Below are 18,802 nucleotides of genomic sequence, written 5' to 3' on the forward strand. Positions count from 1 at the left end.
AAAAAATGCCGGAGTCAGGCTCCGGCACTTGAGGCGTTAACGGGATGCAAAGGTGTTGCAGGTATTGGGATCGCCGCTGTCGAAGCCCTGTTTAAACCAGGTGTAGCGCTGCTGCGAGGTACCGTGAGTGAAGCTGTCCGGCACGACGCGGCCCTGACTCTGCTGCTGCAACCGATCGTCGCCAATCGCCTGCGCGGCGTTCAGCGCCGCCTGCAGATCGCCCTCTTCCAGCATCTGCTGCTTCTCGGCGTATTTGCCCCACACCCCGGCGAAACAGTCCGCCTGCAGCTCCATTTTCACCGACAGACGGTTCACTTCCGCCTGGCTGGCGCCCTGCTGCATCTGGCGCACCTTGGGCTCGATGCCCAACAGGTTCTGCACGTGGTGGCCGACTTCGTGCGCCACCACATAGGCCTGAGCGAAATCACCGCCGGCGCCCAGCTTGGTTTTCATGTCCTGATAGAAAGACAGATCGATATACACCGTTCTGTCACCCGGGCAGTAGAACGGCCCCATTGCCGCCTGACCGGTGCCGCAGCTGGTGCGCGTCACGCCGCGATACATCACCAGCTTCGGCGGTTGGTAGGTTTTGCCCATGCGCTGGAAAATCTCTTTCCAGTTGTCCTCGGTCGAGGCCAGCACCACCGAGGTGAATTTGGCCAGCTCATCATCTTTCGGACTGATGTTGGCGCTCTGTTGTTGCCCCTGCGGCGCAACGTTACCGCCGTTCAATAGCGGCGACAGATCGATGCCGTAATAGCCGGCCACCAGCACCACCACCAGAATGACGATGCCGCCCTTGCCGCGCACCGGCACGCGGAAGCCGCCGCCGCCCAAACCTGAAGATTGCCCGCGACGATCCTCAACATTGTCACTTTCCCGACGCCCTTGCCAACGCATAAATATACTCCAGATATTTCCCCTGCTCGTTGAAGTTGCGCCGCGATGGTAAGCGCAAAGGCAGCTTCAAGCCTGAGTGGGATAGGTTTTAGTCATCTCGCATCCATTATTATAAATGGTCTGCCGCAGAGGAAATGTAGAAATTTTCTGGAAAAACGCAGAATAGCGGGACGATCCGGCCGGATCGCCCCGAATGGCGGTGCCGACGCTTAGTCGAGCTTCACGCCGATGCGGCGCGCCACTTCTTCATAGGCTTCGATCAGGCCGCCCAGGCTTTGACGGAAACGGTCTTTGTCCATCTTGTCCAGGGTGTTTTTGTCCCACAGGCGGCTGCCGTCCGGCGAGAACTCATCGCCCAGCACCACTTCGCCGTTGAACAGGCCGAACTCCAGCTTGAAGTCGACCAGGATCAGGCCGGCGTCGTCGAACAGCTGGGTCAACACGTCGTTGGCGCGGTAGCTCAGCTCACGCATGCGCGCCAGATGCGCTTTGCTCACCCAGCCGAAGGTTTCGCAGTAGGATTCGTTGACCATCGGATCGTGCATGGCGTCGTTTTTCAGGAACAGATCGAACAGCGGCGGGTTCAGCACCAGGCCTTCTTCGATGCCCAGACGCTTCACCAGCGAACCGGCGGCGCGGTTGCGGATCACGCATTCCACCGGCACCATGTCCAGCTTTTTCACCAGCACTTCGTTGTCGGACAGCATACGCTCCATCTGGGTCGGGATGCCGGCTTCTTCCAGTTTGCTCATGATGAAATGGTTGAACTTGTTGTTCACCATGCCTTTGCGATCGAACTGCTCAATGCGCTGACCATCCAGTGCTGACGTATCGTTGCGGAACTCCAACACCAACAGATCGGGATTCTCGGTGGTGTAAACGGTTTTTGCCTTTCCGCGATACAGCTCAGCTAGCTTTTGCATCTTACTTACTCCAGTGATGTATCCCCGATGTCTCCCGAGCGCGGCCCGAAATTAGGGGGTATAGAATTGACCTAATGAATTCTTTGGCGTGCCGGGCACTATTGTGCCAAACCTGCGACGCAAACGATACCGTATAGACAAAACAAAAAGGGGCCGCAGCCCCTTTTCGATTAGTTAACGCTGGTCTTACTGAAGGCAGACTGGAATGCCGCCACCAGTGCGTCGTTTTTCGACTGGGTCAGCGGTTTGCCTTTCGGATCGATGAATTGCAGGCTGGTGCGGTTGTTGAGATCGCCGACCTGCAGCTTGTAATCCCCTTCCGCCAGTTCAGGATCCTTGACGCCCAACGCATCCCAATCGCTGCTGCTCAGGGACTTGTAGGTCACGGCGACGGTGCCCTGCGGACGGCTGCGGTCACCCACTTTCATCCCCAGTTTTTCGAGCGCCGGCGGCAGGCGATCCCACACCACGGTGTACGGGCCGCGCACCACCAGCATCGGCAGGCCGGTGTCATCGGCGCCGCTCTGCACGTCCAGCGCGCCGAAACGGCTGGCGGTCTGGCTGCTCGCCAGGTTGTCCTGCTTGTCCAGGCCTTCGATCAGGGTGTTGATCATCATGCCGTTGTAGCGCTGGATTTCAGACTGATCGGTCACCTGTTCGGTCTTGCCCTGCTGCTGTAGGCCAACGCTTTTCACCACCAGCGCCTGCTGGTAGCCCTGTTGCTGCACGCTGATCTGATAACGGCCTTCGTACTGGTTGTCTTCGTCCAGACGGTTCCACTTCACCCAGTCGGTGGTCAGGGTCTGACCGGCGTCCTGGCGCGAAGCGATCGCGATGTTCTTCGCCTGCAGCAGGCTGACCACGCGCGACCACAGGTTCTGGTTCTGCGGGCTGTTTTCCAGCAGCAGCGTGCCGCTGTCGCCGGCGTATTGCGCGCGAGAACCGCTCAGCAGCGCCAACGGCTGCACCGGCGGACGAATGTCCAACTGCTTGCCGACGTTGCCTTGCAGCGTCGTGGCGGGAACGTCATAGTTGCCGCTCTGCACCGGCAGGATCATGCCGGACGGCGCGTTCAGCGCCTTGAGCGGAGCCGCGTCGAGGTAGGCCTCGTCGCCGCTGACCTGGCGCTTGTAGCGCTGATCGCTGCTGCAGGCCGCCAGCATCATCACCAAAGAGATGCCCACTACTTTTGCTACCGTCGACTTTTGCAATGAATAAGCCATCAAATTTCCCTTAGAGTTACAGCAAACCGACGCTTTTCAGCGCGCGCTCCACCACCGGGCGGGCGGCTTCGCTCAACGGCGTCATCGGCAGACGCAGCGTATCGGTTGCCATCAATCCCAACGCCTTACAGGCCCACTTCACCGGAATTGGGTTTGCTTCTACAAATAGATCCTGATGCAACGGCATCAAGCGCTGATTTAAGCGGCGCGCCTGCGCAAACTTGCCCTGCGCCGCCAGCACGCAAAGTTCCGCCATCTCGCGCGCGGCCACGTTGGCCGTCACGGAAATCACCCCTTTGCCGCCCAGTTGCATGAAGTCCAGCCCGCTGGCGTCGTCGCCGCTCAGCAAAATGAAGTCTTCATCGTCAACCAGCACTTGGATCTGACTAACGCGACTTAAGTTCCCCGTCGCTTCTTTTACAGCAACAATATTCTTGATTTTCGCCAGCCGAGCGATGGTCGGCGGCAGCATGTCGCAGCCGGTGCGCGAAGGCACGTTGTACAGGATCTGCGGCAGCTCGGTGCTCTCGGCGATCGCCTTGAAGTGCTGATACAGCCCTTCCTGAGTCGGCTTATTGTAGTACGGCGTCACCGTCAGGCAGCCCACCACGCCGGTGTTGGCGAAGCGGGTGGTGAGCGCGATGGCTTCGGCGGTGGCGTTGGCGCCGGTGCCGGCGATCACCGGAATGCGGCCGTCAGCCAGCTCCAGCGTCTGCAGCACCACGTCAACGTGCTCGTCATGGGCAAGCGTTGCGGACTCGCCGGTGGTCCCTACGGAAACGATCGCCGCGGTGCCACTGGCTACATGATAATCGATCAATTTTTTCAGGCTCGCGCGATCGACAGCACCTTTGTCGTCCATCGGCGTAACCAGTGCAACAATACTTCCCGTAAACATTGGCCGTCCCCTCCACAAACAAGTCACTCATGGTACTTTTGCTGCCTATCCAAAAGCAAGCGCACAACCGCGTTGTAAGCGCTTGGCAGGCGGTTTTTTTTATGTTTACCATGGTAACCCCATTAAGCACGACAGGAAGCGCTATTTTGCCTCAGTCAGACGAACACTATCTCGTGATTACCGCGCTCGGCGCCGACCGCCCCGGAATCGTCAATACCATCACCCGCCACGTCAGCAGTTGCGGATGCAATATCGAAGATAGCCGTCTGGCCATGCTGGGAGAGGAGTTCACGTTCATCATGCTGCTGTCCGGCAGCTGGAACGCCATCACCCTGATCGAATCCACCCTGCCGCAAAAAGGCGCGGAGCTGGATCTGCTGATCGTGATGAAACGCACAAACTCGCACGAAAGGCCGCCGATGCCGGCCACGGTGTGGGTGCAGGTGGAAGTGAAGGACTCGCCGCACATCATCGAACGCTTTACCGATCTGTTCGACTCCAGCCAGATGAATATCGCCGAACTGGTCTCGCGCACGCAGCCGGCGGAGGGCGACCTGCCGCCGCAGCTGTATATCCAAATCACCGCCCACAGTTCCGGCGATCGGGACGCCTCAAATATTGAGCAAGCCTTCCATCGCCTATGTACAGAATTGAACGCGCAAGGCAGTATTAGCGTGGTGAACTATCCACAGCATGACGAGAAAGATGGAGAGTAGTGATGAGCCCATTGAAAGCCGGTGACACAGCGCCGAAATTTAGTTTGCCTGACCAGGACGGTGAGGAAATTAATTTGGCCGACTTCCAGGGACAGCGAGTTTTGGTTTACTTCTATCCGAAGGCGATGACGCCGGGCTGCACCGTGCAAGCCTGCGGCCTGCGGGACAACATGGACGAATTGAAAAAGGCCGGCGTCGAAGTGCTGGGCATCAGCACCGACAAACCGGAAAAACTGTCGCGCTTCGCCGAAAAGGAGCTGCTCAACTTCACGCTGTTGTCTGATGAAGATCATCAGGTGTCGCAACAGTTTGGCGTGTGGGGCGAGAAAACCTTCATGGGCAAGACCTACGACGGTATTCACCGCATCAGTTTCCTGATCGATGGCAAAGGCAAGATTGAAAAAGTGTTTGATGATTTCAAAACCACCAATCACCACGACATCGTTTTGAACTACCTGCAGCAGTAAATCTCACGAAGCGCAGCGGCCTGCTGCGCTTCGTTATTCCCTCTCAGCCGGCCTCGTCTTCCACCTCGACCCGCAGTTCATCCGGCCAGGCGTGAATCACCGCCTTCACCAGCGTCGCCAGCGGAATGGCGAAAAACACCCCCCAAAAGCCCCACATCCCGCCGAACACGATCACAGAAAGGATAATCACCAGCGGGTGCAGGTTGACCGCTTCGGAGAACAGGATCGGCACCAGCAGGTTGCCGTCCAGCCCCTGCACCACCAGATAAGCGACGATCAGCGTCCAGAAATCGGCGCCGACGCCCCACTGGAACAGCGCCACCACCACCACCGGTATGGTGACCAGCACCGCGCCGATGTAGGGGATCAGCACCGAGAAGCCCACCAGCACCGCCAGCAGCAGCGAATAGCGCATGTCCAGCACGGCGAACACCAGGTAGGTCGCCACGCCGACAATCACCATCTCCAGCACCTTGCCGCGAATATAGTTGGTGATCTGCTGATTCATCTCGTTCCAGACCTGCCCCGCCAGGCCGCGATTGCGCGGCAGCACGCGGCGCACCGCGTTCAGCAGCTGCTCTTTGTCTTTCAGCAGGAAGAACATCATCATCGGCACCAGGATCAGGTAGATAGCCAACGTCAGCAGGCCGACCAGCGACGCCAGCGAGAATTTCACCACCGACTCGCCCATGCCGGACAGCCGGCTGCGCAGGTTTTCCGCCATCATGTCGATGATGCCGGCATCCACCAGCGCCGGGTAACGCTTCGGCAGCGTCGCGGCGAAGTTATAGAACTGGTTGAGCATGCCCGGCAGATCGCTCATCAGATTGATGCCCTGTTGCCAGGCGGTTGGCGCGACGACGAACACCAGCAGCATGGCGACGCCCGCGAACACCAGCAGCATGATGCTCGCCGCCCAGGTGCGCGAACAGCCGATGCGCTGCAGGCGCGCGGTCGGCCACTCCAGCAGATAGGCCAGCACGATGGCGACCAGCAACGGGGTCAGAATGCCGTGCAGAAAATAGAGAATGAGGAAGCCGGCAACCAGGATCACCAGCAGCGCGATAGCCTGCGGATCGGTGAAGCGGCGGCGGTACCACTGTAATAACATCTCCAGCATCAGAGCGGGCTCCTCGAGGTTTGACGGGCGGGCATGGCGATTCCTGTGATGGGCGTGATTAAAGCATAGATAGAACGGGCGCACGCGAGGTGTGCAAAGCACTCAGAGTACTCAAAGTTCGCCATACATCAACCGCAATTTGGCTGATTTTATCGCGTGGGCAGGCGATCGGCGCAAAAATCCGCAGACGCGGCGACAGGCGCGGTGAGCGGCCCCGAACGGGGCCGCGGAAGATTACAGCGAGGTACCGATAGAAAGAGGCGAACCGACCGCCAATGCGAACAACAGCACACAGCCAATCGCGATCGCCGCCGCCAGATCATTTTTCATTTTCCCATCCCCTGATGCTTAAACTGATTATCGTCACGAACTCTGTCGGTTCTTGCGTTGCGGCCTTTTCTGATGCACGTCATTAAAAACCCCCGCCGCAGCGGGGGAGAAAACGTTCTGGTGCATCAAGTGTTACAAGGAGGTCATGAGGGATTGCTAACCCTAAATGACTATTTCAAGCTAGGATTATTCCCAGAGCATGGCAAGCGATCGCGTCGAGGTTATCCGCACTTTGAGATAAACCTCATAAAAAAATCCCGCACGGCAGCGGGATGAAGGGATGATAACGTCATGAATTTTTTATGCGGACAATGAGGCGGTATTGTCGTCATTTGGCGACAATACCGCGCCGGCACGGCGGTCACAAGGGAAATTTGGCCACGGTGAGGAAATCAGAATTTCGCCACTGCACGCGATCGTGGGCCCGCCAGCATCAACGAAAAAATGAGATTTTCGTCAGACAGCCGCCGGGCAAAAACCGGTAGCATGGCCGATATCATCCCAAACGCCGTAGGGGAAAAAAGATGAACAGCAAACCGTGTGAATTTGATGAAGCCATCTGTCTGGCGATCGGGCGTGGCGTTTGCGAAGTCGTGAAGATAGGGGATGAAATCAGCGTCTTCTCCCTGCTGGAAGCCATCGAAAGCTTCATCGAACGGCAGGCGCTCAGCGAAAGCGAAATCGCGGCGGCGGACGACGCGCTGGATCTGATCAGCGTGCTCACCCATCGGTCATAGTGAAAAACGATCCCCCGGGACGAAGAAACCGACGGCCCATCACATGTGGGCCGCCGTCGTTTCTGTATCGCTTAGAAGTCGTAAGTTACCGACGCTTTCAGCGTTCTCGCCTGTCCCTGGAAGACGTAAGTGCCATTGCTTTCTACGCCGGACCAATACTTCTCGTTCGTGACGTTGTCCAACCCCACACGCCATACCAGCGTATTTTGATCCTCATTCAAACGCATGCGATAGCGAAGGCCGAGATCCAAGGTCGTGAAACTATCGAGCTTTTTGGTATTGGCGGAGTCGGCATATTGCGAACCGGTATGCCGCACTTTCGCCGTCGCCGTCAGGCCATCGACCGGCCTGATATCGTATTCCGCCCCCAGCACCGCGTAGAAGTGCGCTACGCCGATAGCGTCTTTGCCATCGTTACGGCCGCCCTGGGTTTTGGTCAGCTCGGGCGAAAGCCAGGTAGCGCTGCCGTTAAGGCGCAGGCCGAAGGCCGGTTCGCCAAATACATTCAACTCCACGCCGCGGTTACGTTGCTCGCCGTTCAACGTGTAGTAGTTGTTGCTGTCGATCATGGTGGCCGGCTTTTTGATTTCAAACAGCGCCAACGAGCCGCCCACGCGTTCGAAATCAACTTTCACGCCCACTTCATTTTGCTTGGAACGGGCGATACCGGTACTCTGCCCGAAGTTAGCCGCCTCTTTCGGCGCAATGCCGCCAGGCTGCAACGCCTCGGTATGGTTGGCATAAAGCGACACCGTTTCCCACGGCTTGTAGACCAGCCCGAACGTCGGCATCCAGCGGCTTTGCGTATAACGGGAGGCGGTATCCTCCAGGCCGGTGGCGTTGCTGTAATTACGCACCACCACTTTCTGATGGCGCGCCGCCGCCGTTAACAACACCCGGTCGCCGAAAAAGCCCAACGTATCGCTGAACAACCAGCCCTGCGTCCGGTTACGCGCCGTGGTCAGCGGATCGCTGTAGTTGCCGCCGAAATAGGCGTTGTCCGGTATTGCGACATCATGGTTATCGTAGATATTGGTCGTCGGATTGTTGGCGGACATGCGCCACGCGGTTTTGTCGCGTTTAATCTGCGCGGAATAGCCGACGTTGACCCGATGCGAAACCGCCCAGGTCGTGAACTTGCCCTCAAGCCCCGCCATGCCGCTGAAAGCGTCGATAATGCGGTTGGTGTCCAGGCGCCCAACCGTGGCGTCGCCGTTGGCGTTGATGAGCTTCGGTGCGCTGTAAACACCGGTTTCATGGCCGTGCTGCGCGCCCAAGCCGGCATAGGCCTTCCAGTCGCGGGTTAAATCATATTCCGCTTTCGCCATGCCGAATTCGTTCTCGATATCGCTGTAGCCCCACTGCTGACTGTAATTTTTACGGGTGTCAGGCACCGCGGGTATCACATCGATGCCGCTGATGTTGACCCCCATCGTTCCCCCATGGAAAGTCTTTTTCTGATAACCGAAGTCCAACGATGAACGGAAACGATCGCCGCGATAGTCCAGCCCAACCGATGCCAGCGTCGTGCGCCGCTTATCATCCTCAACCGCCGTTTCACCCTCACGGTGCACCAGGTTGACGCGAGCACCAAACTGGTTGTCGTCACCAAAACGGCGGCCCAGATCCAGCGTGCCGCCCACCTGAGAATCGGAGGTGTAGTCGAGGCCGAACTGGGTGGTCGGCGTTTCTTCCGCCCGCTTCGGTTCAAGATTGATCATGCCGCCAACGCCGCTGGAAGCCAGGCCGTTCAATAGGGCGTTCGCCCCTTTGAAGATCTCCACCCGCTCCAGCATCTGGGTATCCATTACCTGGCGCGGCACCACGCCCGGCAGCCCGCCCATCGTCATGTCGTCGCCGTCCAGTTGGAAACCGCGGATACGATAGGTTTCGGCGAAGTTACCGTACCCCTGCACCGCCTGTACACCCGCGTCGTTGCTGACCACGTCGGCGATGGTCTTCGCCTGCTGATCCTGTACCAGCTTCGCGGTATAACCTATGACGTTGAACGGAACGTCCATCGCTTTCTGTTCGCCCAACATTCCCAGGCGGCCGCCGTGGGCGACCTGTCCATCCAGATAGGCGGGAACCAAATCATTGCCGCCGGAGTTGAAATCGCCGTGTTTTTCGGCCCGGACAACCAGGGTGTCCTCCTGGTTTTTCTTGGCGTCGCCGTCTGCGGCCAGCGCCCCCTGGCTCAGCGCGCCAATAGTCAGCGCCAGCAGCGTTTTACGTAAAGGGAAATTCGTTGTACTGGTGTTGTGCATAATTCACTCATGAATGAGGATAAAAGTTAAATGGCCCGTCGCCGGGCCGATGGGGCTTATTTATTCAACGCGATGCGAACCACGCTGTCCGGCCCCTGAGTGGAATGATCTTTGTTAAACGGCTGTTTGACCGTAACGAACAATGTCTGGCCGTCTGCCGACAGCAGCAAGCTGTTTGGATTCGGCGGCAGCGGCCAGCGCTGTTTCACCGCATAGGTCGTCGCATCCAGGCTCAGCACATTGCCGGATTCACGCTGCGAGATGTAAATTTCGTTGCGCCGTGGATTGAAAACGACAGCCAAAGAGTCGCCCACATCAAGCCGCTTCAATAACTTCCCGGTGTGAATATCCAAGACCAGCGTGGTCTTCGCTTTGGAGTTGTCGGTGACGAACAAACGACCGGTAGCCTCGTCCTCCGCCATATTGAGCAGCAGTGCGGGTTGGTCTCCCAACGGTTTCCAGCGTTTTTCGATGCGGTTGGAACGCGGGTTGATCACCAGGATCTCGCCGCTGCCATTGGCGGCATACACGCGTTGGGTCTGTTCGGAGTAATGCAGGCCGGTCATCCATTTGCCGGTATTTTTAATGCGCGTTTTCAGCTTGAGCGATTCAGCGTCAACCACCCAAATTTGCGCCGGGTCGGCCACCGCCCCCAAATACAGCGTGTTGTCGTGAGCCAGAATTTGGCGCGCACCATACGGCAACCCTTTCTCATTGCGCTCGCTGAACAGCAAACGCCCTTTCACCTTACCGTCGGCGGCGCCGATTGCGCTGATACCGCCGTCCAGCGAATTGCTGACATAAAGGGTTTTCCCATCCGCAGAGGCCTGCATGGCGAAATTTTTCAGATCGGTATGCGTCGTGCCAAGGGTTTTCAGGGTCTTGGCGTCCAGCTTATAGACCACGCCACCCTGTACATCTTTAAAACTTTCGGCGCTGGCGACGTACAGCGTATCTCCCCCTGGCGTCAGCGCCATTTCATACAAGCCATAAGCCAGTTGGCGTTTGACGATGCTGTCGGATTGCGCCGCTTGCGCCAGAGGCTGCACGGCAGGGGAAGAGGAAGAGGTTTGGTGCGGCGTGCAGCCGCTGAGCGCCATCCCCGTCAGCAGGGCGAGCACAGAGGTTTTCATTTTCATCGGGGAAATCCTTGACCATTCAAAACGGTGTTTACGGCGGGCTCTGCAGTTTAGTTTTGAGCTTTCTCATCACGAGAAATGAGCGCCACCGCGCGTCTCAGTGTTTCCCTGTGAATCAACCATCACGCTAATGCAGGCTAATAACTCCTTCGTGCGCCCGCGAACAACAAAGAGAATGAGAAACATACTCATTATTATTTACGCAATCAAGCGTAATTATTTTCCTTCCTTCTCTAAAAGTCATGGCGACATCTCGTATTATCAAAACCAATACGCCAGCTATCGATCCCGGTGCCGTGCATGGTTATCTCGCCTTACACCGTCGATAAACGGCCTCACCCTGCGTACAGGCACTTAACAACGAGCGAACAGACAAACAGGAGAAGCCCCCTCATGACAACCCCTGCCCCACGGGAGTGGCAGCGTGCGGACTATCTCGTCAGCACCGATCCCGCTCTGCTGGATCTCGATGCCATCCATGCATTTCTGACCCGTTCGTCATGGGCGGAAGGCATTGATAAAGAGACCGTCCGCCAGTCCCTCGCCCACAGCCTGTGCTTCGGTTTGTATCACGGCGCCAGGCAGATCGGTTTCGCCCGGCTGGTTACCGATTACGCCACTTTCGGCTATCTGTGCGACGTGTACGTGCTGGAAACGTACCAAAAAAGCGGGCTGGGTCTGTGGCTGGCGGAATGCTGCCAGGCCCATCCGCTGATGGCGACGCTGCGCCGAGTCATGCTGGTCACCAGCACCGCCCCCTGGCTCTATGAAAAAGTGGGCTATAGCGCCATCAACCGCCCCGACTTTGTCTGGCAGATCGCCCGGCCGGACATCTACCGACGATAGGTGTTTTCGCTGACCAGGCGCTATTTCAGCGCCTGCTCGGCCAGCAGCCCGAGGGCGATGACGATCATCGCCGCGCCGGAGATGCGCCCCACCACCTTCGCGGCCTGTGGGCGCGTGCGCAGTATCGACTGCGATCCGAATCCCACCAGCAGATACACCAGGCCGCAGCTGATCAAATGCACGACGCCCAACGCCAGCATCTGCATCGGCACCGACCATTCGGCCCGGGCGTCGGTAAACTGCGGCAGCAGCGCCAAAAACAGCAGAAACACCTTGGGGTTCAGGCCGCTGACGCACACGCCCTTGCCGGCCCAGCGCAGCCAGGAATCGGAACGCTGATCTTCACCGGCGCCGGGCACCGGCGGGTGCAGCAGCATGTTGCAACCGATCCACAAGAGGTAAGCCGCTCCCAGCAAGGTAAGCGCCGTCAGCGCCAGCGGGTTGCCGACCAGCAGCGCGCCGACGCCCGCCACTACGATCGCAATCATCAACAAATGGCCAAACAGCAAGCCGGCGACGGCGGGCACCACCACCCGGCCGCGAATGCCCGCCGAGATCACATAGGCCCAATCCATACCCGGCGTGATCACCAATAAAATCGATACCGCCCAAAAAGCGGCGAACAGAGCGAGCGTCATGCCGCCGCCCTCTCAAACGCGCTGCGCCACACAGAACAGAGAACCATTGCGCTTTCCTCGTGGAAGAAGAACGGCCCCGCCTGCCGCGGCGGCCGTCAAAACCGTTCAACAGATGGCAAGAATATCCTCAAGGGATTAAAATGTGCTTTCAATTACTTGCCTGAAATCGGCATAAGTGGGGAAATTCTTCTAAATGGATAAGATTGATCGCAAGATTCTTGCTGAACTGCAGGCCGACGGCCGTTTGTCGGTGACCGAGCTGGCCGAGCGGATCGGGTTGAGCGTATCCCCCTGCCACCGCCGGGTGCGGGCGTTAGAGGAATCCGGGGTGATCAGAGGTTACCGCGCCCAGCTCGATCCCGGCAGCCTGGGCTATAACTTTTCCGCCCTGGTGTTCGTCACCATGCGCGAAGGCGATCGCCGCGCCGTTGAAACTTTCGAAAACGCCATGATGGACATTCCCCAGGTGGTGCAGGCGCAGCGGCTGTTCGGCGATCCGGACTATCTGCTGCACGTGATCGCCCGCGATCTGCCCGCCTTTCAACAGCTTTACGACGAGAAACTCTCCGCTTTGCCGGGCGTGCAGCGCCTGAGCTCCACGCTGGTGATGAAGACCGTGGTGCCGGAGCGCTCGTTCCTGCCGCTGGGAAAATGACGACGGGAGCGTTGCCGCTCCCGTTTTGACTTCTTTAAGGCACAATCACGAAATCCGGATTGGCTACGGCGAACAGCGCCTCGCGATCCGCCGCCGGTGGATAAATCCACTGCGTGTTGATCTCCTGCTTAATCTTTTTGCCTTCCTGACGGGTAAAACACACCTGGCGATCCCAGCCTTCGGTATACAGCGCGCCCCATGGCCCCAGATCCAGACAGGTCACATACTTCGGCTGGCTGTACGGGTGCGTCGGCAATCCCGCCAGCTCCGCCGCCGCATTGTGGCCGGCCACGCGGCCAAGGCTCATCGCATGCTGGCAAGTCATCAGGTTGTGGTTGCCGAGATCGTCGGTCGCCGCCTTCACCGTATCCCCGGTCACGAAAATGCCCGCCGCCGCCGGCGCGCGCAGGAAGGCATCGCCGATCACCCGGCCGTTGCCGTCGCGCTCGCCGGGGATCTGCTCGGTCAGCGGATGCGCCCGCACGCCCGCCGCCAAGATCACCGTGTTGGCGGCGATGCGCTCACCGTTCGACAGCATCACCCCCTCGGCGTCGATGGCCGAGACGCGCAGACCGGCCCGCGCTTCCACGCCGCACTCCGCCAGCGCCTGGCGTATCACCGCCCCCGGCTCCGCCCCCATCCCGGCGCCCACTTCCGGCGCGCTATCGACGATCACCACGCGCACGTTCTCGTCTTTGCCCAGCGCATCCCGCAGCCGCTGCGGCATCTCCGCCGCGCTCTCCAGCCCGGTCAGCCCCGCACCCACCACCACGGCGGTGTTGCGCGCCGGCGTCGAGGGTTTGGCCGCCAGCGCTTTGATATGGGCATCCAAACGCTGCGCGCTTTCCAGCGTATCGACGTTGAAACCGTATTCGGCAAAGCCCGGCACCGCAGGCACGGAGAGCCGACTGCCGGTGGCCCACACCAGGCGGTCGTAGGCCAGCTCAAGGGATCCCCCCGTCGCCTGCGCCACCGTGAGCGTTTTGGCGGCGGCGTCGATGCGTTCTACCGTCCCGGCCAGGTGGCGCACGCCGACGGCGGCGAGCTGCGCGGAAATGTCCGGGTTCATGTTTTCCAGCACCGCTTCATACAGGCGCGGCCGGATGGTGACCGTGGGCGTCGGCGAAACCATGAGCACCTCGATCTCGCCATGCTTACCGGCGATGTTAATGGCGCGCATGGCGGACACGGCGGCCCAAAAACCGGCAAAACCGGAACCGGCAATCACTATTTTCTGCGTCATGGGATGACTCCTTCATACAGGGTTAACCGGGCGATAAGGCTGCCCGCAAGTTTTCGGATGAACGATGCCGTTCCGCTCCCGTAACAGGGTGCAGAAGGCCCGCCCGCCCCTTCCGAAGAGGCGGGAAAAAGTGTGTTTCGCTTTAAGGAAAGGCGGTGGTTAGGTCTTGGCGCGCGCCGTTTTGCCGCTGCGCGCGGTGCGTTCCGTCATGCGCTCGTCGAGCCAGAGGTTGACCTCACCGAAGAAGCCCTGCGGCGCCTTGCGGCCAAAGCGGGCCGCGACGGCGCCGAGGGTCTGCGCCGCCAGCGCGTCGCGCATCGCCTTCTCCGCCTGCAGCATCACCGCGTGGATGGCACATTTGCCGGAAACCGCCCAATCCGGCGGGGAATCGTCGAACACCGCACAGCGCCCGCGCACCTCCTGGCAATCGAACAGCGGCTTGTGCCCTTCAATGGCGTCGATGATCTCCAGGAAGCTGATCTCGTCCGCCGGGCGCGCCAGACGATAACCGCCGCGCACCCCTTCACTGGCGGCGACGATCCCTGCCTTTTCCAGCTTGGGGAAAATCTTGGCCAGAAAGCTGGGGGAGATGCCTTGCAGCTCGGCGAGTTCGCGGCTGCTGAGCGCGCGCTGGTTATCGCCGACCAGCCACAGCAGGCAGTGGATGCCATATTCAACGCTGGTTGTGATGTACGCCATGTGTCCGTTTTCGACCGTCAATGAATCTTCAATAACGCAGACTATATGAGTCTGCGTTTCTCTTGTCAATAAAACGCAGACAAAGTTGATCCGCGTTTTATTCGAGATGCATGCCGCCAGCGACGAAAAAACGCCCTTCAAAATGAAAAATAAAACTTTTTTGCCCGATCCGCGCCCGGCTAACGTTTCCTTGTCGCCTGCGGCTGACTATGATGTGATGGGTGCCGCCGCCGCGGTTTGTGAGCCGCCGCACTTTCGCGCGGATTGCGCCGCGGGAATAAAGAACTCTTGTCTGCTGCTGACGTCTTAGAAATGATTATTTAAGGGAAACGCCTGACTATGACCAACCGGTTGACCAAAACCGCGTTAGCGGTGCTGCTGCTCGGCACGCTGAACGCCACCTCCCTGGCGCCAGCACAGGCGGAAAGCCAGGATCAGTTGCCGGATATGGGCACCTCCGCCGGCGGCACCCTGAGCATCGGACAAGAGCTGGCGATGGGCGATTTCTACGTGCGCCAACTGCGCGCCAGCGCCCCGCTGATCAACGATCCGCTGCTGAGCCAGTACATCAACCAGTTGGGCAACCGGCTGGTGGCCAGCGCCTATTCGGTGCGCACGCCGTTCCATTTCTATCTGGTGCGCAACGACGAGATCAACGCCTTCGCCTTCTTCGGCGGCAACGTGGTGCTGCACTCCGCGCTGCTGCGCGTCAGCGACAACGAAAGCCAGCTGGCTTCGGTGCTGGCACACGAAATCTCGCACGTCACCCAGCGCCACCTGGCGCGCGCAATGGAAGATCAGCAGCGCAACGCCCCGCTGACCTGGGTGGGCGCGCTCGGCTCCATCCTGCTGGCGATGGCCAACCCGACCATGGGCATGGCGGCGCTGAGCGGCACCCTGGCCGGCACCCAGCAGGGCATGATCAGCTTTACCCAGTCGAACGAACAGGAAGCCGACCGCATCGGCATTCAGGTGCTGCAGCGCGCCGGATTCGATCCGGAAGCGATGCCCGACTTCCTGCAGAAGCTCTCGGATCAGTCACGCTACGCCTCCAAACCGCCGGAAATGCTGCTGACGCACCCGTTGCCGGACAGCCGCCTTTCCGACGCGCGCAACCGCGCCAACCAGATGCCGAAACACATCGTGCAGTCTTCGCAGGATTACCTGATGGCCAAGGTGCGCGCACTGGGCATGTACAGTTCGGAGGGCTATGGCCTGAACGAAGAGCTGCTCGGCTCGCTCAGCAAGGGCAATGTGCGCGAACAGGCGGCCGCCAAATACGGCCGCGCCATCCTGTTCTATGAAGCGAAAAAATACGACGACGCACGCAACATCATTCAACCGATGCTGGCGCAGGATGCGAAAAACGTCTGGCTGATCGACCTGATGACCGACATCGATCTCGGCCAGAAACGCGCGCCGCAGGCCATCGCCCGGCTGCAGGCGGCCAACGCCGCCCAGAGCAACAACCCGGTGCTGCAGCTCAACCTGGCCAACGCCTATGTCGAAGGCAACCAGCCGGCGCAGGCCTCGAAGATCCTGAACCGCTACACCTTTGCCCATCCGGACGATCCGAACGGCTGGGATCTGCTGGCGCAGGCCAGCGCCGCCCAAGGGCTGCGCGATGAAGAACTGTCGGCCCGCGCCGAAAGCCTGGCGCTGACCGGCCGGCTCGATCAGGCCATCGGCCTGCTCAGCAATGCCAGCTCGCTGCAGAAACTCGGCAGCCTGAAACAGGCGCGCTACGATGCGCGCATCGACCAGCTGCGCCAACTGCAACAGCGCTTCCGCCAATACCAGCGCAGCTGATGCAACAAGGAATGAACGCCATGAAAAACGTCACGATTTACCACAACCCGCGCTGCTCCAAGAGCCGTGAAACCCTGGCGCTGCTGGAACAGCACGGCGTCGATCCCAAGGTGGTGCTGTACCTTGAAACGCCCCCGTCGGCCGATGAGCTGAAAAAGCTGTTGAAGGAACTGGGCTTCACATCGGCGCGCGATCTGATGCGCAAGAAAGAAGACCTGTACAAGGAATTGAAGCTGGCGGACGACAGCCTGAGCGAAGAACAGCTGCTGGCGGCGATGACGGCGAACCCGAAACTGATCGAACGCCCGATCGTGGTGAAAGGCAGCAAGGCGCGCATCGGCCGGCCGCCGGAGCAGGTGCTGGAGATTTTGTAAACGGTCAACCCGCCTCTTATTGAGCCGTAACATACCAATAGCCCTGAACAGGGCTATTTTTAATTGTTTGTTATATAAATATTTTTCATCATCCTCAACTTCTCCTGTTGCTATGCTGCACAAATGCCGAGCCTCACGGCAAGACAGGTGTTGACAATCGTCAACACCCCGCCTACCCTAATCGCATCACTGGACGAGCGATGAAAAAACACCCAGACAAGCATATCCAGGCGGCATTAGCTTACGCCCTTTCTCAGGGGTGGCATTTTCGCCCCAGCAAAGGGCACGCATTTGGACGACTGCATTGCGCCTTTGCCGGACATCAAGAACATATGATGAGCATCTGGAGCACGCCGAAAAATCCAGAGGTACATGCCAAACAGATTCGGCGCAAAGTCGATCACTGCCTGGCGCTGTCGCAGAAAAAATAACCGGAGAATCACCATGACGCTCTTTCATTTCTCATTGACGCTAGATGGAGTGACCGCGGATACCACCGGGTTGGAGGATGCGCTGCATGCAGCGGGATGCGATGACGCGCTGATCTGTTTCTACGGTAAAACCGTCTACCTGGAGTTCGATCGAGAAAGCGATAACTTTGCGCACGCGATTTGCAGCGCCATCAGTGATATTGAGTCTGCAAATATTGGCGCCAAGGTGATATCGGTAGACTCCAGCCTGGTGGGATTAAGCGATATTGCCGAGCTCACTGAACTGTCGCGTCAGGCGATCGCGATGCTAAAAGACGGGACTCGCGGCCCCGGCGGCTTCCCTTCCCCCATTCAACGGCTCGGCGGCGCCTCACCGTTATGGCGCTGGGCTGACGTGGCGGCCTGGTTGGCGCAACAAGGGAAAATCGACCCACGACTTGCAGACAATGCGCAGTGTCTGGAACATATCAATCTCGCTTTGCAACTGCGAAGCGATCGGCAACGCCAGCAGGTTGAGCACTACAGCTCCCTGCTGGAACATGCAGAAAAACAGGTTTGATGGCTCGCTACAGCCCCAGGATCTCTTTAACGAACGGGATGGTCAGCTTGCGCTGGGCGGTGATCGAGGCGCGATCGAGTTGATCGAGGGTCATAAACAGCGTGCGCATCTCGCGATCCAGCCGTTTCAACAGGAAACGGCCCACGTCTTCCGGCAGCTCGAAGCCGCGCAGTTTGCCGCGCAGCTGCAGCGCCAGCAGTTTCTCTTCGTCCGACAGCGGCTGCAGCTTGTAGATCTGCCCCCAGTCCAGGCGCGAAGCCAGATCCGGCAAACGCAGGTTCAACTGGCGCGGTGGTCGATCTCCGGTGATGAACAAACGGGTGCGGCCGGTTTCCAGAATGCGGTTGTAGAGGTTGAAGATCGCCATCTCCCACTCTTCGTCGCCAGCGATGCATTCAATATTGTCGATGCAGACCAGCGCCAGCTGTTCCATGCCGTCCAACACTTCAGGCACGAAGTAGGCGCGCTTGTCGAGCGGCACATAGCCCACCGCCTCGCCCTTCTGCGAAAGCTCGGCGCAGGCCGCATGCAGCAGATGGCTGCGCCCGCCGCCTTCACGCGACCAAAAATAGATATAGCTGCCATGTTCCTGACGGACGGCGGATTGGATCGCGGCTAATAGGGATGGGTTCTCACCCGGATAAAAACTGGCGAAAGTTTCATCATCGGGAAGATAAAGTGGCAGTGAAAGCTGTGCCGGCGTATTCAGAGAAGCACCTCAACCAAAACTGGCAGAAAAACGTGGGCAGTTTAACACAGAAAACGGGCGCTGTTGAACCGGCAGGATCTTATGCCGCAATAGTGAGCAATGCCTAAGCGCCGCTTGAT

At 59.0% G+C, this 18,802-nt stretch carries 21 protein-coding genes; 10 read left to right on the forward strand and 11 right to left on the reverse strand.

Translation table 11 applies throughout. The features are described from left to right. Positions 1-36 precede the first annotated feature (36 nt). The 4 genes from ypfJ to dapA form a co-directional block, all read right to left on the reverse strand. Positions 37-900, reverse strand: coding sequence for a KPN_02809 family neutral zinc metallopeptidase (gene ypfJ / locus ACK3CV_RS18490; RefSeq protein WP_033635497.1), 864 nt, complete (start codon positions 898-900; stop codon positions 37-39). A gap of 209 nt (positions 901-1,109) precedes the next feature. Next, positions 1,110-1,823 (reverse strand): phosphoribosylaminoimidazolesuccinocarboxamide synthase, encoded by a 714-nt coding sequence (purC, locus tag ACK3CV_RS18495; RefSeq protein WP_033648811.1) that lies wholly within the window; start codon positions 1,821-1,823, stop codon positions 1,110-1,112. A gap of 170 nt (positions 1,824-1,993) precedes the next feature. Next, positions 1,994-3,046, reverse strand: coding sequence for an outer membrane protein assembly factor BamC (bamC, locus tag ACK3CV_RS18500; RefSeq protein ID WP_033648812.1), 1,053 nt, complete (start codon positions 3,044-3,046; stop codon positions 1,994-1,996). A 16-nt stretch (positions 3,047-3,062) separates the two neighbouring features. Further along, positions 3,063-3,944 (reverse strand): 4-hydroxy-tetrahydrodipicolinate synthase, encoded by an 882-nt coding sequence (gene dapA, locus ACK3CV_RS18505; RefSeq protein WP_164038155.1) that lies wholly within the window; start codon positions 3,942-3,944, stop codon positions 3,063-3,065. A 110-nt stretch (positions 3,945-4,054) separates the two neighbouring features. Here dapA and ACK3CV_RS18510 point away from each other — a divergent pair, with 110 nt between their 5' ends. Continuing rightward, entirely contained in the window at positions 4,055-4,660 is a 606-nt protein-coding gene (locus ACK3CV_RS18510) for a glycine cleavage system transcriptional repressor (RefSeq protein WP_369919484.1), read from the forward strand. A 2-nt stretch (positions 4,661-4,662) separates the two neighbouring features. Then, complete coding sequence (bcp, locus tag ACK3CV_RS18515; RefSeq protein WP_033654587.1) at positions 4,663-5,127, forward strand: thioredoxin-dependent thiol peroxidase; 465 nt, start codon at positions 4,663-4,665, stop codon at positions 5,125-5,127. 43 nt (positions 5,128-5,170) lie between these two features. Here bcp and ACK3CV_RS18520 read toward each other — a convergent pair whose 3' ends face one another. After that, a complete protein-coding gene (locus tag ACK3CV_RS18520) occupies positions 5,171-6,247 on the reverse strand; it encodes an AI-2E family transporter (RefSeq protein ID WP_033635501.1) in 1,077 nt (358 codons plus the stop codon). 854 nt (positions 6,248-7,101) lie between these two features. Between ACK3CV_RS18520 and ACK3CV_RS18525 the strand changes: the two genes are divergently transcribed. Next, complete coding sequence (locus tag ACK3CV_RS18525) at positions 7,102-7,314, forward strand: hypothetical protein (protein ID WP_033648813.1); 213 nt, start codon at positions 7,102-7,104, stop codon at positions 7,312-7,314. 71 nt (positions 7,315-7,385) lie between these two features. On the opposite strand, the gene ACK3CV_RS18530 is transcribed toward ACK3CV_RS18525, so the two are convergent. Together ACK3CV_RS18530 and ACK3CV_RS18535 are read right to left on the reverse strand one after the other, a co-directional pair. Further along, on the reverse strand, positions 7,386-9,581 hold the full coding sequence (locus tag ACK3CV_RS18530; protein WP_164038152.1) for a TonB-dependent receptor: 2,196 nt from the start codon (positions 9,579-9,581) through the stop codon (positions 7,386-7,388). Positions 9,582-9,637: 56 nt separating this feature from the next. Continuing rightward, the gene (locus tag ACK3CV_RS18535) at positions 9,638-10,720 is read right to left on the reverse strand and encodes a YncE family protein (protein WP_164141465.1); all 1,083 of its coding nucleotides are present in this window, start codon (positions 10,718-10,720) and stop codon (positions 9,638-9,640) included. Between the two features lie 393 nt (positions 10,721-11,113). Between ACK3CV_RS18535 and ACK3CV_RS18540 the strand changes: the two genes are divergently transcribed. Then, complete coding sequence (locus tag ACK3CV_RS18540) at positions 11,114-11,566, forward strand: GNAT family N-acetyltransferase (protein ID WP_033635504.1); 453 nt, start codon at positions 11,114-11,116, stop codon at positions 11,564-11,566. A gap of 20 nt (positions 11,567-11,586) precedes the next feature. Here the strand turns inward: ACK3CV_RS18540 and ACK3CV_RS18545 are convergent, their stop codons facing one another. Further along, a complete protein-coding gene (locus tag ACK3CV_RS18545) occupies positions 11,587-12,204 on the reverse strand; it encodes a LysE family translocator (protein ID WP_164141467.1) in 618 nt (205 codons plus the stop codon). Positions 12,205-12,397: 193 nt separating this feature from the next. Here ACK3CV_RS18545 and ACK3CV_RS18550 point away from each other — a divergent pair, with 193 nt between their 5' ends. Beyond that, on the forward strand, positions 12,398-12,859 hold the full coding sequence (locus tag ACK3CV_RS18550; RefSeq protein WP_033635506.1) for an Lrp/AsnC family transcriptional regulator: 462 nt from the start codon (positions 12,398-12,400) through the stop codon (positions 12,857-12,859). A 34-nt stretch (positions 12,860-12,893) separates the two neighbouring features. Here ACK3CV_RS18550 and ACK3CV_RS18555 read toward each other — a convergent pair whose 3' ends face one another. After that, entirely contained in the window at positions 12,894-14,102 is a 1,209-nt protein-coding gene (locus tag ACK3CV_RS18555) for an NAD(P)/FAD-dependent oxidoreductase (protein ID WP_164141469.1), read from the reverse strand. Between the two features lie 159 nt (positions 14,103-14,261). Continuing rightward, positions 14,262-14,801 (reverse strand): RrF2 family transcriptional regulator, encoded by a 540-nt coding sequence (locus ACK3CV_RS18560; protein ID WP_004941666.1) that lies wholly within the window; start codon positions 14,799-14,801, stop codon positions 14,262-14,264. An 85-nt stretch (positions 14,802-14,886) separates the two neighbouring features. On the opposite strand from ACK3CV_RS18560, the gene ACK3CV_RS18565 reads away from it, so the two are divergent. From ACK3CV_RS18565 to ACK3CV_RS18585, 5 genes are all read left to right on the forward strand, one after another. Beyond that, positions 14,887-15,111 (forward strand): hypothetical protein, encoded by a 225-nt coding sequence (locus tag ACK3CV_RS18565; RefSeq protein WP_164030644.1) that lies wholly within the window; start codon positions 14,887-14,889, stop codon positions 15,109-15,111. Between the two features lie 29 nt (positions 15,112-15,140). Further along, positions 15,141-16,610 (forward strand): beta-barrel assembly-enhancing protease, encoded by a 1,470-nt coding sequence (bepA, locus tag ACK3CV_RS18570; RefSeq protein ID WP_164141470.1) that lies wholly within the window; start codon positions 15,141-15,143, stop codon positions 16,608-16,610. 20 nt (positions 16,611-16,630) lie between these two features. Then, a complete protein-coding gene (gene arsC / locus ACK3CV_RS18575) occupies positions 16,631-16,984 on the forward strand; it encodes an arsenate reductase (glutaredoxin) (RefSeq protein ID WP_033648817.1) in 354 nt (117 codons plus the stop codon). Positions 16,985-17,184: 200 nt separating this feature from the next. Next, positions 17,185-17,415, forward strand: a complete 231-nt coding sequence (locus ACK3CV_RS18580; RefSeq protein WP_033644019.1) for a hypothetical protein — start codon at positions 17,185-17,187, stop codon at positions 17,413-17,415. A gap of 13 nt (positions 17,416-17,428) precedes the next feature. Then, positions 17,429-17,974, forward strand: a complete 546-nt coding sequence (locus tag ACK3CV_RS18585; protein ID WP_164141472.1) for a helix-turn-helix transcriptional regulator — start codon at positions 17,429-17,431, stop codon at positions 17,972-17,974. A 7-nt stretch (positions 17,975-17,981) separates the two neighbouring features. Here ACK3CV_RS18585 and hda read toward each other — a convergent pair whose 3' ends face one another. Further along, entirely contained in the window at positions 17,982-18,683 is a 702-nt protein-coding gene (hda, locus tag ACK3CV_RS18590) for a DnaA inactivator Hda (protein ID WP_025159568.1), read from the reverse strand. Positions 18,684-18,802: the final 119 nt, after the last annotated feature.

The organism is Serratia sp. TSO36, assembly GCF_057808395.1.